Source organism: Rhizobium sp. PDO1-076 (assembly GCF_000247475.1).
Lineage (GTDB): Bacteria > Pseudomonadota > Alphaproteobacteria > Rhizobiales > Rhizobiaceae > Allorhizobium.
On the sequence record NZ_AHZC01000386.1, the window covers coordinates 1 to 15,803 of the forward strand.

A 15,803-nucleotide genomic window follows, 5' to 3' on the forward strand; every position below is an offset into this window, starting at 1 on the left:
AGCCGGTGCCGGTCTGGCGTGCGGCATATCCGTCAACCGGACCGGTGGCCGTCTGCTTCTTGCCCTCGACAACGATCGTGGAAAGCTGCGTGCTGGTTTCCTGGGCCAGAGCCAGGGCCGGCGCGCCGACCACAACCAGGGCAACGCCCGCATAGCACGCCCGTGTCAACGACCGGTAATTCCTCACTGAACCCATCCTATTTACACCCCATCTGGCTGGATCTGGCATCCGCCTCAATTCCGTCAAATAAGATGAGTTTCTATATCAGGTATTATTGCGCTGCTTGTCAGATCCTGCTGCGACTGGATCAATTCTGGACAAACTTTGTGGCAGTGCACACAAGCCCGGCACGCATCCAGAAGACGCTCAAGCCGCATAGGCCTTGCGCCACGCAGACGGCGACAGGCCCGTATGGCGTCGGAAGGTGCGGGCGAAATGTGCTGGATCGGAAAAACCCGTCTCGGCTGCGACCGTGGTCAACGACATGTCGCGCTTTATCAGCAAGGCTTTGACTCGATCCATCCGCGCCCGCAATTGCCATTGATGCGGCGGCAGGCCGGTGCTTGCCTTGAAGGCATGGCTGAAATGCGATTGCGACAGGCCGGCGATCGCCGCCAACTCTTCCAGCCGGATCGCCCTCAGGCAATTGTGCTCCATGAACGCGGTGACCTTGCGCAACTGCCACGGCGCCAGCCTCGATCTGCTGCGTAGGGTCGGCGGCGCGATTTTCAGCACGTCGATCAGAAGCGCGAGCGTCAGCCCGTCGCCATAAAGATGGTGCAGCGGATCAGGCGACGCGCATTCGGCCGCAATCAGATCGGCAAGCAACAGCAACCGCTGATCCTGCACCAGGAATTTCGGCTCCTCCAGCCGGTCCAGCGGCAGATCCTCGCCAAAGCGGCGGGTGAGGCCATCGACATCAAAATGCAGATCGAGATGCTGAAGGAACTGCATACCCGACATTTCAGTTCGCAGTTCCAGCCCGGCCGGGATGAAGGACACCGAGCGACGATAGCAGGCGTCGACGAGTGGCCCACCGATTTCAGCCATGACGAAACTGCCCTCGGGCCGCCGACGGGCCGCCAGCACCGCAAACAGTCTCGGGTGCGGCCCCATGTAGTACCCACCTGCATCGACCGCGCAATCGACGTCCCAGAGATCGACAACCATGCCATCCCAATAGCGCCGATGAAAATTACGAAGGACGGAAAATCCTTCGGTGCGGGTCTGCATCTGGGGGAGGAAACTCATCTGGCCAAACCATCTGCGCCCGAACGGGCGAACACATGCGAAAAACAATACTTGAAGACATTTATCATATTTAGTAGTCCGACCTCAACACCTGTCACGTCTCAAGGGAGAACGGTCGATGAACCGTCCAGCAACAGACCAACCGGCCGCATTTTCGGCCCGCGACATTGATCTGGAGATTGATGGACGACGGATACTGAATCAGGTCTCCCTGGACTTCGGCAGTGGCGAAATCACCAGCCTGGTCGGCCACAACGGCTCCGGCAAGTCCTCGCTTCTCAAGATCCTTGCACGGCAGAACAAGGCGACAGCTGGCAGGGTGCTGTGCGCCGGACAGGAACTCGACGGCTTTTCCTCGCGGGATTTTGCCCGGAAGGTCGGTTATCTGCAGCAGGATCTCGGCGCCGGCAGCGGCATGACCGTGCGCGAACTCGTCGCCTGCGGCCGCTATCCCTGGCATGGCGCGCTCGGCCGTTTCAGCGACATCGACCGACGCAAGGTCGAGGATGCTCTGGCACTGACCCATATCGAGCCGCTGGCGGATCGTCCGATCGAAACGCTGTCGGGGGGCGAGCGCCAGCGTGCCTGGATCGCGATGCTGATGGCCCAGGACACCGAATGCCTGCTGCTGGACGAGCCGACCTCGGCACTGGATATCGCCCACCAGATCGAAGTCCTGTCGCTTGTCCGCCGTCTGTCGGCCGATCGCGGCCTAAGCGTGGTGATCGTCCTGCATGACATCAATATGGCTGCGCGCTTCTCCGATCGCATTCATGCCCTGAAGAACGGCGAAGTGGTGGCCAGCGGCACGCCGGCCGACATCCTGCAAACCGCAACCTTGCGCCAGATCTACGGCATCGACATGGACGTGACCCCGCATCCGTCCCTCAATGTGCCGATCGCCTATGTCCGCTGATCCGATGCATCCGCTCACCGCCCTGCCCTTCGGCCGTCGTCAGTTGCTCGCCGGCCTTGCCACCAGCTTGCTGGCACCGCGCCTTGCCATCGGTTCCCAGGCACCGCAACGGATCATCAGTCTCGATTACGGCCTTGCCTCGACGGCCATGGCACTCGGCGTGGTGCCCAAGGCCATTGCCGCCAGCGCCGACTGGGACAGATGGGTGATCGAGCCGCCCCTGCCGCCGGAGGTTGCCGATCTCGGCTCTCCCTGGGAGGTCAATTTCGAGATCATCTCGGAGCTGAAGCCGGATCTGATCCTGAACACGCCCTATGGCGGAGCCCTGACGCCAAGGCTGCAAGAGATAGCGCCTGTCCTGCAACTCGACGTCTATACGGCCGACGGTGGCGACGTGCTGCCAAAGGCGGTCGCTGCAACCCGCAGGCTCGGCGTGGCCCTTGGCCGCAGCGCCGAGGCCGAGCAGTTTATCCTTGAGGCCGACACACTTTTCGACACCTGCCGCGAGCGGATCGCCAAGGTCGGATCGCAGCCGGTGGCTATGGTTTATTTCATGGATCCGCGCCATGTGCGCATCTACACCTCGCCGGGCCTCTACGCCAATGTCCTGAAGCGCATCGGCATGAACAATGCCTGGACCGCAGAGGGCAATTTCTGGGGATTCGAGACGATCCCGATCGAAAATCTGGCGACAATCACAGATCCCGAGGCACGCCTGATTGCCTTCGATCCCTTGCTGCCCGACGTCATGCCAATCCTTGAGCGAAGCCCGCTATGGCAGACCCTGCCATTCGCCCGGCACGGCCATCTGACCGTTTTGCCCGGGTCGCTGATGTTTGGAATGCTGAATGATGCCATGCGCTTTGCCCGGATCATGACCGACTATGCAGAGGCCAACGCATGATCAGCCGCTCCAACCTTCTTCCGTTGCTCGTCACGCTGCTTCTGCTCGGCATGGCATCGATGCTCGCTTGGATGCAGATCGCCCCGACGTTACAGCTCGCATCCACGGCGCCCGACTACGCCATCCGCTGGATGGTTCTGGTCTACTCCACCCTGCCGCGCATGGCGACGGCACTGCTGTGCGGCGCGGCGCTCTCGCTGTCAGGCGCCTTGTTCCAGCAGGTTCTGCGCAATCCGCTAGCCTCGCCGACCACGCTCGGCATATCGGCCGGCGCCAATCTGGCGCTGGTCCTGACCATGTTGTTTTTCCCGGCATTGCTTGGCGTGGGGCGTGATCTGGCCGCTCTTGTCGGCAGCTCCGCCGCAGCCGGCCTTGTCTTCCTGCTCGGTGCAAGGCGCGGATTTTCTCCCTTCTCACTGGTCATGGCTGGCCTGGTGGTCAGCTTATGGTGTGGCGGCCTCGCGGCAATCCTGACGCTGCTCAACGAGCGCTATCTGGTCAGTCTCTACATCTGGGGTGCCGGTTCGCTGTCGCAGCAAAGCTGGGACACGTCGATCTCGCTGGCGCTGAAACTGCTCGTCATCGGCACCATGGCGGCGCTCATCATCCGGCCGCTGGGGCTGATCGAACTGGGCGAGGCCGGTGCAGCCTCCGTCGGCCTTAAACCTGCCCGCCTACGCTTCATCGCCGTGACGCTGGCGGTCATGCTGGCAGCTTTTGTCACCAGTGCCGTCGGCGTCATCGGCTTTATCGGCCTGGTGGCCCCGACACTGGCCCGGCTCGCCGGCGCCAGGCGCCCGGCCGCCCTGCTCGCCTGGTCGACCGTCATCGGTGCCAGCCTGCTGTTCTTCGCCGACAGTGCCCTGATGAACCTCGCCGGCGCCTGGTCCGACATGCTGCCGACCGGGGCGGTTACCGCCGTCTTCGGTTCACCTTTGCTGCTTGCCATGTTGCCGCGCCTGAAGATCCGCAACCGGATCATCGAGCAACCCCGGTTGGCGGGCTCCGGCCTGATGTCACCGCGCTGGGGGCTTTGGTTCGCCGGGCTTAGCTGCCTGGTAATCCTGATCGGTGCCATTTTCATCGGCCGCGCCACCAATGGAGACTGGACGATTGTCTCTCCGGATCTCTGGCAGAGCATTCTGCCGCTGCGCTGGCCGCGGCTGGTTGCCGCCTTTGCCTCAGGCGCCATGCTGGCTGCCGCCGGCACCATCCTGCAGCGCCTGACGGGCAATGAGATGGCAAGCCCCGAAGTCCTCGGAATCAGCGCCGGCGCCACGCTCGGCATCACCATCGCCGTGTTTTTTGTAGCCGTCCCGAGCCTTGCCGGCCAACTCGGTTATGCGGCAATCGGCGCGCTGTCGGTTCTGGCGCTGATCTTCCTGCTCGCCGCGCGTTCTGGCCTCGCCCCGGAACGGGTTCTGCTGGCCGGGATTGCGTTGTCCGCCATGGCAGACGCCGTTGTCGGCATACTGGGTGCGACCGGCGATCCGCGCACCGTCTTCCTGATGCGCTGGATGAGCGGTTCGACCTACAACGTCAACCAGGAGATTGCGGTCACTGTTTCCGGCCTCGCAATCCTCCTGGTCGCAGCAAGCCTGCTGCTGAGGCGCTGGCTCGATCTGCTGCCGCTGGGACAGCGCCCGGCAGGTTCCCTCGGCGTGCCGACAAGGACCGCAAGGCTGGCGCTGCTGTTGCTGGCGGGCCTTCTCAGCGCGGCCGCAACGCTGAGCGTCGGCCCGCTCACATTCGTCGGCCTGATGGCCCCGCATCTGGCGCGTGAATTCGGTGCCCGGCGCGCGACGAGCCAGCTCGTGGTTGGCAGCCTCGCCGGCGGTGGCTTGATGGTCATGGCGGACTGGATCGGCCGGACGCTTCTTTTCCCTTACGAGGTTCCGGCCGGTCTGGTATCCGCCCTGATCGGAGCACCCTTCCTGATCATCCTGATGCGGCGCAAAGCCTAGAGCCCGCAGCGGCCCTCTGCCACTGGGCAGACCTGGCCGCAACCGCCGACACCCGGCACGGCATAGCGCAGGCAGCAGACGCGGCGCTGGCTGATCACAGAACCATCCGGGCCGGGTTCGAAACGAAGCGTGCGATAAAGCGGGTTGCGCCAGCCATCCGGCCATGAAGCGTCTTCGATCAGGGGCAATGCCTCAATCTCCAGCGCCTTGTTGCCCAGCCGGCCGATTTCCCGGATCATCCAGTCGATATAGCCGGCGGCACTGGTCCACAGCACTTTCTTGCCGAGCCCGGAATGCGCGGCCACGGCATGGATCCATGGCTCGAGGTGATCGCGGATGACCGGGCTCAGCGCGTCGTGAATGCGGATCCCATTGCCGCTGCGATCTGAAATCGTGCCGATGTCTGCGAGCAGAAAACCCTTCGGCGCGGCTGTCGAAGGATCGATCAGCACCGTCAGTTCATCCAGCGCCAATGGCAAGCTCCGGCGCAGTTCCAGCCATGCGATTGCCGCGCCCATGCCGAGTGCGCTGACATAATAGAGCGACCAGAGGGAGACCAACGCCCGGCGGTCCGTGCCTTCGGGAAATCGGGCAGCGTAGCGATCGATGACGGCATTGAACCGACCTTCATCAAGCAGATCGGCGCAGGCGATGCTTTCGGTATTGGCCGGCTGGATGAAATGGAAGTAGCCTGACGCATAAACGTAGCGCTCGCCAACCACCGCGCGGAGAAGACTGCCAAGATCCTTCGGCTCTGAGGCTGGAAGCTCGCCCTTGACCGCAAGAGGGCCCTGCACGCAGATCACAGTGGGCGCACCTTTGCAGGGGTCATCTGCCAGCGATGGCCATCGAGGTCTGATATGTGCCGGCTGACCGCTTCCGGGCAAGGCATGACAGCAATGTCTCCAATCGTTCGGCCGGTCCACGGGCCGACTTGCGTCAAATCATTGGCGCAAGCTAATTACCAAACGAAAAGAGTCAACTTTAAATCTGCTGATGGCGATGACTTTATCCAGCAGCGATCTCGGCGATCAGGCCGACAGGGCGTCGTAGGCAGCCACAGACTTGATCGCCCGCTCGGAGATCAGAGCGGCGGCATCGCCCGGCTTGTACAGGCTCGTGCCGAGACCGAAGGCACGCACGCCGACCTTCCAGTAGTCGGCGAAATTGCTGTCCGACACGCCACCGACGGCACCGATCGGCAGGTTCGGTGGCAGGATCGCCTTGATGCCGGCAATGCCCGACGGACCAAGCGCGCTGGCCGGGAAGAATTTCAGCGCAGCGGCGCCTGACTTCGCCGCCAGCAGGGCTTCCGTTGCGGTGAATACGCCCGGCATGGTCACCATGCCGTGCTGCACGGCGCGGCGGATGACATCCGGCTCCACATTCGGCGTCACCAGCAGGTTGCCGCCGACATCCTTGAGCCGGTCGACCTGGGCGACTTCGAGCACTGTGCCGGCACCGATCAGGCAATTTTCCGGTGCGAGCCGGCGCGCCTTCTCGATCGAGATGAAGGCATCCGGCGAATTCAGCGGGACCTCGATCGCTTCAAAGCCGGCCTCTACGAGCGCTTCGACAGCCGCTTCGATGGCGTCCGGCGTGATCCCGCGCAGAATGGCGACGAGATTACGTTGGAGGGCTGGCCAGGCAACGACGGAAGCGGTCATGGAGCTATTCCTTGAATTCATGGTCGAAAAGAGAAAGGGCAGAGGCGAGCAGGCCGCGACGAACCAGAAGCCCGCCGTCCATCATGACAGCCTCGCCGCCGGCCCGGGTGATGGCGCGCGCATAGAGACGGGTCAGCTTGCCGGTACCGATCAGATAGGCCTTGCCATGGCGCTTGAGGTCATCGGCGATCGCGGCGATCTCCGAACCGATCAGCAGGCCAGAGAGGCGAGCAGCCGGGCCGGTGTTGCCACCTGCAGACAGAAGACCTTCGGCGCGGATGGAAAACAGCCGCGAGGTCAAGGCAAAACCGGGCTGGAGCGCCTGGTCGACAGCCTGGTCGAAGATATCGAGATCGGCTTCGGCATCGCCGTCTTCCGGCACCGAAAGCCGCAGGATCGATTGCCGGCTGATGAGATTGTAGAGTTCGCCCGTCATCACGGTGGTGAAACGGCTGATCTGGCCATCTTCCACCAGGGCCCATTTGGAATGTGTGCCGGGCAGGCAGATCAGTGCATTGTCGAGACCCTGTTCCAGCGCACCGGCCAGCTGGGTTTCTTCGCCGCGCATCACGTCGAAGGCGCCATCCTTGCGCTGGCAGACGCCGGGCAGGATATAGACCGGACGGCTGGCGCCGTCCGGAATGATGGCATGCTGGAACAGGCCGACGAGCGGGGCCGGCGTTTCGACATACGGTGCCTCACGCCATCCGGTGCGTGCGCCTGCCATGCCGGCAACAACCACCGGCAGGTCGGCCGATGCTCCGAAGGCTGCCAGATGGCTTTCGAGCACGGCAGGGTAGCTGGAGCGATCCAGACTTCCCATGCCTTCGGCCGATTGCCGTTCGGCCAGCACTTCGCCCTGGCTGTCGACCAGCCAGATGCGGAAGTTGCTTGTGCCCCAATCGACCAGTGCTGCGAAAGCTCTAACAGCCATGGTGCGGTCTCAGCGCAGATCTTCAGGCAGCAGAGCCGCCGGAATGTTCTGGTAGCTCACCGGACGCAGGAAGCGGCGGATTGCCATGGTCCCGACCGAAGTTGCACCAAAGTTGGTGGTAGCCGGATAAGGACCGCCGTGAACCATGGCATCGCAGACTTCGACGCCGGTCGGGAAGCCGTTGGCCAGAACGCGGCCCGACTTGCGCTCAAGGATCGGCAGCAGCGCCTGTGCGGTCGACATGTCGCCATCGTCCATGTGCAGCGTGGTGGTCAGCTGGCCGACAAAGCTCTCGGCAATCTTCACCATCTCGGCCTTGTCCTTGACGGTGACGAGAATGCCGAGCGGGCCGAAGACTTCTTCGCCGAGCACGTGATTGCCGAGCCAGTTTTCACCGGTGGTGGCAAACAGATACGGCGTTGCATTGCGCAGGTCGCAGGTCGAGGTCAGCACCGCCTGCACGCCCTCGGTGCCGGCAATGCGGTCCGCGCCGGCGCGGTAGGCATTGGCAATACCGTCGGTCAGCATGGTCTGGGCATTGGTTGCGGCAAGGGCTGTCTTGGCGGTTTCAAGGAATGCGTCGGCCTCTGTGCCTTCCTCGATGATCGCAATGCCCGGATTGGTGCAGAACTGGCCGGCACCCATGGTCAGCGAACCGGCCCAGCCCTTGGCCAGCGCTTCACCGCGCGCAGCAACGGCTGCCGGCAGCAGGAACATCGGATTTACCGAGCCCAGTTCACCGAAGAACGGGATCGGCTCCGGACGACGGACGCAGAGATCAAACAGCGCGCGACCGCCACCGAGCGAGCCGGTGAAGCCGACGGCACGGGTCAAGGGATGCAGGCAGATCGCCTCGCCGGTCTCGCGGTTGCCGCCCTGGACGAGCGAAAACACGCCCGGATGAACGCCACTGCGCTTGATAGCCGCATCGATGGCCTGGCCGACGATTTCGGCCGTGCCGGGATGCGCCTCGTGACCCTTGACGACGACCGGGCAACCGGCGGCAAGCGCCGAGGCCGTGTCGCCACCTGCCGTCGAAAACGCCAGCGGGAAGTTGGAAGCGCCGAACACGCCGACCGGACCGATCGGACGCTGCATCAGGCGGATATCCGGGCGCGGCAGCGGCTGGCGATCCGGAAGCGCGGCATCAAAGCGACGGTCGAGATAGTCGCCCTTGCGGATATGTTCGGCAAACAGCTTCAACTGACCGGTCGTGCGGCCGCGTTCGCCGATCAGACGGGCTTCCGGCAGGCCGGTTTCCTGGCTGCCGATCTGGGTGATCGCATCGCCACGCGCATCGATTTCCTCGGCAATCGCCTCGAGGAACTTGGCCCGCTCTTCGCGGGAAGAATAACCGTAGGTGACGAATGCCTCTTCGGCAGCCTTCATCGCCCGATCAACCAGCGCGGCAGATCCGAGCGAGAAAGTGTGGCTCTCGCCAGATGCGGGATTGGAGGCAAAGGTTCCAGAGCCTTCAACCCATTCGCCGGCAATAAGGTGCTTTCCGGTCAGGTTCAGCGTCATTGGGCAATCCTTTCAATAGAGGTCGAAATTATTCGACAAAGGGCTCGACGATACGGCGTTCGCCTGTGAGGAAGGCGTCTGCGACGAGCCGGAGGGGTTGGAAATCCGCGTCGCTTTGGCGGGTGCGGATGAGGTCGGCAAATCGGTCATAGATGCGGGCATATTCCCGGTCCGGACCTTCGATAGCCTGCTTGCCATCTATATAGAGTTCCGCGCCGCCTTTTGCGAGGCGCAACATGCCCTGCTCCGTCTCCACGACGATATCCCAGGTCTGCGGGCCTTCCTGGCGCCAATCGAATTCGGCGGTGATCGGAGCGCCGGCAGCACTTTTCATCGCGAGGCTGGCGGCAATCGGCTGCTGGCGGTTTTCAGGAAACGCCAGAATGGCTTTCTCGACGATGGTCTGGCCGGGGATGATCGCGGTCAGGATCGACAGGGCATTGATGCCCGGGTCGAACACGCCGAAACCGCCGGCTTCCCAGATCCACGCTTGACCCGGATGCCAGCGACGCACGTCTTCCTTCCAGGTGATCTCGATCTTGGCGATCGTCTTGCCCAGCAGCCATTCGCGGGCCGGCTCGACGCCATTGGCAAAGCGGGAATGCCAGGTGGCAAACAGGGTGACGCCAGATGCGTGGGCCAGTTCGGCCAGCGCCTGCGCTTCACCGATCGTCGCAGCCGGCGGCTTTTCCAGCAGCACATCCAGACCTTCAGCGATGGCCTTCTTGGCCATGTCGAAGCGAACTTCCGGTGGCGTGCACAGCGAGATCGCGCGAATATCGCCACGGGTCTCGAGAAACTTCTCGTAGCTCTCGAAATTTTCCGCGCTGTCGATCTTGCCGTTGCGGCTGATGGCAGCCTTGATGGTGAAATCACCGCCGTTTTCAACCGAGGGAATGTGCTGGTCGCGGGCGATCTTGCCAACGCCGGCCAATGCCAGCGCAATCTTCTGAGAAGAGGTCATAGCCTGCTCATCCTGTAAAGTTCAATGGAATGAAGCGCGCCGGAGGGCGCGCTTCCAAGTTCGGTTCAAGAGATCAATGCGAATCCTTGCCGACGGCAGATCCGCGACACCCCTTGAGGAAGTCGAAGTCGGCGCCGGTATCGGCCCCTTCGACGTGATCATGGAACATGCGGGCATAACCGCTGGTCGGCGGCTCCACAGACGGACGCCAGTCGGCGAGGCGGCGCTGCATTTCCTCTTCCGAAATGTCGAGGTGCACGCGGCGGGCTTCGACATCGATCTCGATGAAGTCGCCATTGCGCACGATTGCCAGCGGACCTCCGCGGGCGGCTTCCGGCGATGTATGCAGGAGAACCGTTCCATAGGCCGTACCGGACATGCGCGCGTCCGAAATACGCACCATGTCGGTGATGCCCTTGCGCAGGACCTTCGGCGGCAGGCCCATGTTGCCGACTTCGGCCATGCCCGGATAACCGCGCGGGCCACAGTTCTTCAGAACCATGACGCAGGTTTCGTCGATATCGAGCGCCTCATCGTTGATCTTCGCCTTGTAGTCGTCGATGTCTTCGAAGACGACGGCGCGGCCGCGATGCTTCAACAGATGTTCGGAGGCTGCCGACGGCTTCAGAACGCAGCCCTTCGGCGCGAGATTGCCGCGCAGAACCGCGATGCCGCCCTGCTGGGTCAACGCGTTTTCGACCGGGAGGATAACATCCTCGTTCCAGTTGCGAACGTCCTTGACCTCTTCCCAGATCGTGGTTCCGGAAACGGTGAGCGCATCCTTGTGCAGCTTGCCGGCTTCGCCGAGACGCTGGAGCACGACCGGCAGGCCACCGGCGTAAAAGAACTCTTCCATCAGGTACTTGCCCGACGGCATCAGGTTGACGATCGTCGGAATGTCGCGACCACAGCGATCCCAGTCGTCGAGCGTCAGGTCGATGCCGACGCGGCCGGCCATGGCGAGAAGATGAACAACGGCATTGGTCGATCCGCCGATCGCACCATTGGTGCGGATGGCGTTTTCGAAGGCTTCCTTGGTCAGGATGTCGGAGGGCTTCAGGTCGTCCTTGACCATCTGCACGATGCGGCGACCCGAGAGCTGCGCCATGACGCGGCGGCGGCTGTCGACAGCCGGGATCGCGGCATTGCCCGAAAGCGCCATGCCGAGCGATTCGATCATCGACGCCATGGTCGAGGCGGTGCCCATGGTGTTGCAGGTACCGGTCGAGCGCGACATCGAGGCTTCGGCTTCGAGGAACTCTTCCTGGGTCATCTCTCCGGCCTTGACGGCTTCGGAGAACTTCCACAGATGCGTGCCGGAACCGACGCGTTCACCACGGAAATAACCGTTCAGCATCGGGCCGCCGGTCACCATGATGGTCGGAATATCGGTGGAGGCAGCGCCCATCAAAAGCGACGGCGTAGTCTTGTCACAGCCGACCAGCAGGACTGCACCGTCGATCGGCTGGCCGCGCATGGCTTCCTCGACGGCGAGCGCCGCAAGGTTGCGGTACATCATCGCGGTCGGGCGGAAGGTGTTTTCAGAGGCCGAGAAGACCGGAACTTCGACTGGGAAGCCACCGGCTTCCCAGATGCCTGCCTTCACCTTTTCCGCAAGCTCGCGCAGATGGCCGTTGCAAGGCGTAAGATCGGACCAGGTGTTCATGATGCCGATCACCGGACGGCCATCGAAGAGGTCGTGCGGGTAACCCTGGTTCTTCATCCAGCCACGGTGATAAATCGTATCGCGGGACGTGCCGCCATACCAATGCTGTGACCTGAGTTGGCGCGGCCATGCCGCTGGCTTGAAATTGCTCATGACGTTTCTCTGTCTCTATCTGGGAGCCCGGCGCGGAACGCGCGAACAAGGCTCAGAGCATCTGGATGGCAACCGTTTCCTTCGCGGCAACGACAAGCTTGTTGCGCAGCGGAAGGCCGAATTGCGGAGCGTCGATCTCGAATACATCGCCTTCCCGCGTGACGAAGCCGTCCGCAACGGAGAGCGTTGCCGTGCCGTACATATGCACGTGCAGATCGCCCGGCTGGCAGAACAGCGCATACTTGAAATGGTGATATTCCAGGTTTGCGATCGTGTGGGACATATTGGCTTCCCCAGAGAGGAAAGGCTTTTCCCACACAGTCTTGCCGTCGCGCAGAATGCGAGACATGCCTTCGACGTGATCGGGCAGGGCGCCGACCAGAAGCTCCGGGCTAAACGACGCGGGCCGCAGCTTGGAATGGGCAAGGTAGAGGTAGTTGATCTTTTCCGTCACATGGTCGGAAAACTCGTTGGCAACGGAAAAGCCGAGACGGTAGGCCACACCATCGTCACCGATGATGTAGAAGCCGGCCATTTCCGGTTCTTCGCCGCCATCGAGGGCAAAGGACGGCGAAATCAGGTCGTCGCCATGGGCGACCGCATTGAAGCCGTTGCCCTTGTAGAACCATTCCGGCTGAACGCCGTTTTCGCCGGGCGCGGGCTTGCCGCCCTCGATGCCCATGCGGAACATCTTCATCGAATCGCTCATGCCCACCGTATCGGCGTGCATGCTGTCGCGCGCCGAGGCGGATCCGGTGTGGGTAAGGCCGGTACCGGTCAGGTACATATGGGCCGCATCCGGATGACGCACCGGACAATCCAGCTTGCCGGCGGCTGCGAGCGCGACGATATCCACGGCATCGCCGAGGCCCTGGCGCTCGATCAGCGCGGCCACCGAAACCTTGGCAGCGATGGCCGCCTTGGCGAGTTCATAGGTGGACTGAAAGCCAGGAACGAGGCGTGCAGCGTCACCCTGGCGGCAAATGACGCCGCCAGTCTTCAATTGCGAGAGAAACATAAGCCTTATCCTTAGACTGCTTTGTTCTTGTTGTAGACGTCGAAGTAGACGGCTGCGAGCAGCACCAGGCCCTTGACCAGCTGCTGGTAGTCGATGCCGAGACCCATGATCGACATGCCGTTGTTCATCACACCCATGATGAAGGCGCCGATAACGGCACCGGTGATCTTGCCAACGCCGCCGGACGCCGAGGCACCGCCGATGAAGCAGGCCGCGATGACGTCAAGTTCGAAGCCGACACCGGCCTTCGGCGTTGCCGAATTCAGACGGGCTGCGATGATCATGCCAGCAAGTGCTGCGAGCACGCCCATGTTGACAAAGGTATAGAAGGTGAGGCGTTCGGTGTTGATACCGGACAGCTTGGCCGCCTTCTCGTTGCCACCCAGCGCAAAGATGCGACGACCGATGGTCGAACGTGTGGTGATGAATGTATAGACCGCGATCAGCACGGCCATGATGACCAGCACGTTCGGCAGGCCCTTATAGGTCGCCAGCTGATAGCCGATGAAGATCGCAACCACGGCGGTCACCGCGATCTGCAGGAAGAAGAACACGAAGGGTTCGTTCTCCGAACCATGCTGCTCGTTGATCTTGCGTGAACGGAAGCCATTGTAGACCATCCAGGCGACCGCGATCAGCACGACGACCAGCGCCGTCCAGTTCTTGATCGTGTCGGTTGCGGGATCGGTCGAAAGGAACCACAGGACATCGGGAATGAAGCCGGTCGACAGGATCTGGAAGTCCTTCGGGAACGGGCCGATCGGGCGGTTCTGCAGGACCAGATAGGTCACGCCGCGGAACACAAGCATGCCGGCCAGCGTGACGATGAAGGCCGGGATCTTCTGATAGGCAACCCAGTAACCCTGGGCAGCACCGATCAAACCGCCAAGAACCAGACACAGCGGAATGACGATGATGTAAGGAATGCCCAGTTTGACCAGCATGATTGCTGAAAGCGCGCCGACAAGCGCCACGATCGAGCCGACCGACAGGTCGATATGACCCGCCACGATGATCAGCAGCATGCCCAGCGCCATGATGACGATGAAGGAGTTCTGCAGGATCAGGTTGGTGATGTTGAGCGGACGCAGAAGAACGCCGTTTGTCACCACCTGGAAGAACAGCATGATGACAACGAGCGCCAGCAGAAGCCCGTATTCACGGACGTTCTTACGCAGGTAGTCACCAACGGAAACTTTGGGGGTTTCGGTTTTTGTGTCGATAGCCATTAGTGTTTCTCCCCAGAGCGCATGATGGCACGCATGATGGACTCCTGACTTGCCTCTTCCTTCGAAAGCTCGGCAACGATGCGTCCCTCGTTCATCACATAGATGCGGTCGCAGGTGCCGAGCAGCTCGGGCATTTCCGATGAGATCATCAGGATGCCCTTACCTTCGGCGGCAAGCTGGTTGATGATGGTGTAGATTTCGAATTTCGCGCCAACGTCGATGCCGCGGGTCGGTTCATCGAGGATAAGGACCTCGGGATTGGTGAACAGCCACTTCGACAGAACGACTTTCTGCTGGTTGCCGCCCGACAGGTTGACGGCTTCCTGATAGATCGAATGCGAACGGATACGCAGCTTCTGCCGGTAGTCGGAAGCAACCTGGGCTTCCTTGTGTTCGTCGATCACACCAGCGGATGCCACCGCATTGAGGTTGGCAAGCGTGGTGTTGTCCTTGATGTTGTTGTTCAACACCAGACCGAGATGCTTGCGGTCTTCGGTGACGTAAGCCAGTCCAGCGGCAATTGCCTTCGGGATCGTGCTGACATCGACCGGCTTGCCATGCATCGAGACATCGCCGGTAATCTTGTGACCCCAGGCCTTGCCGAAAATGCTCATGGCCGTTTCGGTACGACCAGCACCCATCAGGCCTGCGATCCCGACGACTTCGCCGGCACGCACCGTGAAATTGACGTCATGCAGGAACTGGCGGTCGCGATGGTTCTGGTGGAAGACGTTCCAGTTCTTCACTTCAAGCAGCGTTTTACCGATATTCGGCGTGCGCGGCGGATAGCGATCTTCCATGTCGCGGCCGACCATGCCCTTGATGATCCGGTCTTCGCCGATATCCTGGGTATGACAGTCGAGCGTCTCGACCGTGCCGCCATCGCGCAGGATGGTGATCTGGTCGGCAACTTTGCGAATCTCGTTCAGCTTGTGCGAGATGATGATCGAGGTCATGCCCTGCTTGCGGAACTCCATCAGCAGGGTCAGCAGCGCGTCCGAATCCGTTTCGTTCAGCGATGCGGTCGGCTCGTCGAGAATGAGCAGGCGCACCTTCTTCGACAGCGCCTTGGCGATTTCAACCAGCTGCTGCTTGCCGACGCCGATATCGGTGATGCGCGTGCTCGGCGCATCTTTAAGCCCGACTTTCTCCAGCAGCGTCTTGGTGCGCGCGAAGGTCTCGGGCCATTTGATCACGCCATTGGTGGCGACTTCATTGCCGAGGAAGATGTTTTCGGCAATCGACAGGAGCGGCACGAGAGCCAGCTCCTGGTGGATGATGATGATGCCCAGATGCTCACTGTCGGAGATCGTGGAAAAACGGCGGACCTCTCCATCGAAATGGATGTCGCCTTCGTAGGTTCCCGCGGGGTAGACGCCGCTGAGCACCTTCATGAGCGTGGACTTGCCGGCGCCGTTTTCGCCGACCAGCGCGTGGATCTCTCCTTCGCGCACCTTGAAGCTGACGTTGTTCAGCGCCTTGACGCCCGGGAACGTCTTGGTGATGCCACGCATCTCGAGAATGATGTTATCCATGTGCAGATTCCAGCGCCTGCTCGACGACGATCACGTCAGGTCGGCGGCGCGAGCTCCCTCAATGCGAAAGAAAAAGG

General features: G+C 61.8%; 13 protein-coding genes. 3 read left to right on the top strand and 10 right to left on the bottom strand.

The features are described 5' to 3' along the window. Nucleotides 1-367: 367 nt before the first annotated feature. On the bottom strand, nt 368-1,252 hold the full coding sequence (locus PDO_RS18525; RefSeq protein ID WP_007605565.1) for an AraC family transcriptional regulator: 885 nt from the start codon (nt 1,250-1,252) through the stop codon (nt 368-370). Nucleotides 1,253-1,370: 118 nt separating this feature from the next. Here PDO_RS18525 and PDO_RS18530 point away from each other — a divergent pair, with 118 nt between their 5' ends. Genes PDO_RS18530 through fhuB form a run of 3 tightly spaced genes read left to right on the top strand, consistent with a single transcriptional unit; the run spans nt 1,371 to nt 5,036 of the window. Further along, a complete protein-coding gene (locus tag PDO_RS18530) occupies nt 1,371-2,168 on the top strand; it encodes an ABC transporter ATP-binding protein (protein ID WP_007605567.1) in 798 nt (265 codons plus the stop codon). Nucleotides 2,169-2,190: 22 nt separating this feature from the next. Further along, complete coding sequence (locus PDO_RS18535) at nt 2,191-3,072, top strand: iron-siderophore ABC transporter substrate-binding protein (RefSeq protein ID WP_458574663.1); 882 nt, start codon at nt 2,191-2,193, stop codon at nt 3,070-3,072. Further along, nucleotides 3,069-5,036 (top strand): Fe(3+)-hydroxamate ABC transporter permease FhuB, encoded by a 1,968-nt coding sequence (gene fhuB, locus PDO_RS18540; protein ID WP_007605571.1) that lies wholly within the window; start codon nt 3,069-3,071, stop codon nt 5,034-5,036. Before PDO_RS18535 ends, fhuB begins: the two co-directional genes overlap by 4 nt. On the opposite strand, the gene fhuF is transcribed toward fhuB, so the two are convergent. The 9 genes from fhuF to mmsA form a co-directional block, all read right to left on the bottom strand. Further along, entirely contained in the window at nt 5,033-5,833 is an 801-nt protein-coding gene (gene fhuF / locus PDO_RS18545) for a siderophore-iron reductase FhuF (RefSeq protein WP_160167049.1), read from the bottom strand. The genes fhuB and fhuF overlap by 4 nt on opposite strands. A gap of 234 nt (nt 5,834-6,067) precedes the next feature. Beyond that, the gene (locus PDO_RS18550; protein WP_007605573.1) at nt 6,068-6,703 is read right to left on the bottom strand and encodes a 2-dehydro-3-deoxy-6-phosphogalactonate aldolase; all 636 of its coding nucleotides are present in this window, start codon (nt 6,701-6,703) and stop codon (nt 6,068-6,070) included. Nucleotides 6,704-6,707: 4 nt separating this feature from the next. Then, nucleotides 6,708-7,637, bottom strand: coding sequence for a 2-dehydro-3-deoxygalactonokinase (locus tag PDO_RS18555; RefSeq protein ID WP_007605574.1), 930 nt, complete (start codon nt 7,635-7,637; stop codon nt 6,708-6,710). Nucleotides 7,638-7,646: 9 nt separating this feature from the next. Beyond that, entirely contained in the window at nt 7,647-9,161 is a 1,515-nt protein-coding gene (locus tag PDO_RS18560; RefSeq protein ID WP_007605575.1) for an aldehyde dehydrogenase (NADP(+)), read from the bottom strand. A 28-nt stretch (nt 9,162-9,189) separates the two neighbouring features. Further along, on the bottom strand, nt 9,190-10,125 hold the full coding sequence (locus tag PDO_RS18565; RefSeq protein WP_007605577.1) for a Gfo/Idh/MocA family protein: 936 nt from the start codon (nt 10,123-10,125) through the stop codon (nt 9,190-9,192). 73 nt (nt 10,126-10,198) lie between these two features. After that, nucleotides 10,199-11,944: an L-arabinonate dehydratase gene (gene araD / locus PDO_RS18570; protein WP_007605583.1), complete on the bottom strand. Its 1,746-nt coding sequence runs from the start codon at nt 11,942-11,944 to the stop codon at nt 10,199-10,201. Between the two features lie 52 nt (nt 11,945-11,996). Next, on the bottom strand, nt 11,997-12,962 hold the full coding sequence (gene araD1, locus PDO_RS18575; protein WP_007605585.1) for an AraD1 family protein: 966 nt from the start codon (nt 12,960-12,962) through the stop codon (nt 11,997-11,999). An 11-nt stretch (nt 12,963-12,973) separates the two neighbouring features. Then, on the bottom strand, nt 12,974-14,191 hold the full coding sequence (gene mmsB / locus PDO_RS18580) for a multiple monosaccharide ABC transporter permease (protein WP_007605587.1): 1,218 nt from the start codon (nt 14,189-14,191) through the stop codon (nt 12,974-12,976). Next, nucleotides 14,191-15,726, bottom strand: coding sequence for a multiple monosaccharide ABC transporter ATP-binding protein (mmsA, locus tag PDO_RS18585; RefSeq protein WP_007605589.1), 1,536 nt, complete (start codon nt 15,724-15,726; stop codon nt 14,191-14,193). Before mmsA ends, mmsB begins: the two co-directional genes overlap by 1 nt. Between the last annotated feature and the right edge of the window lie 77 nt (nt 15,727-15,803).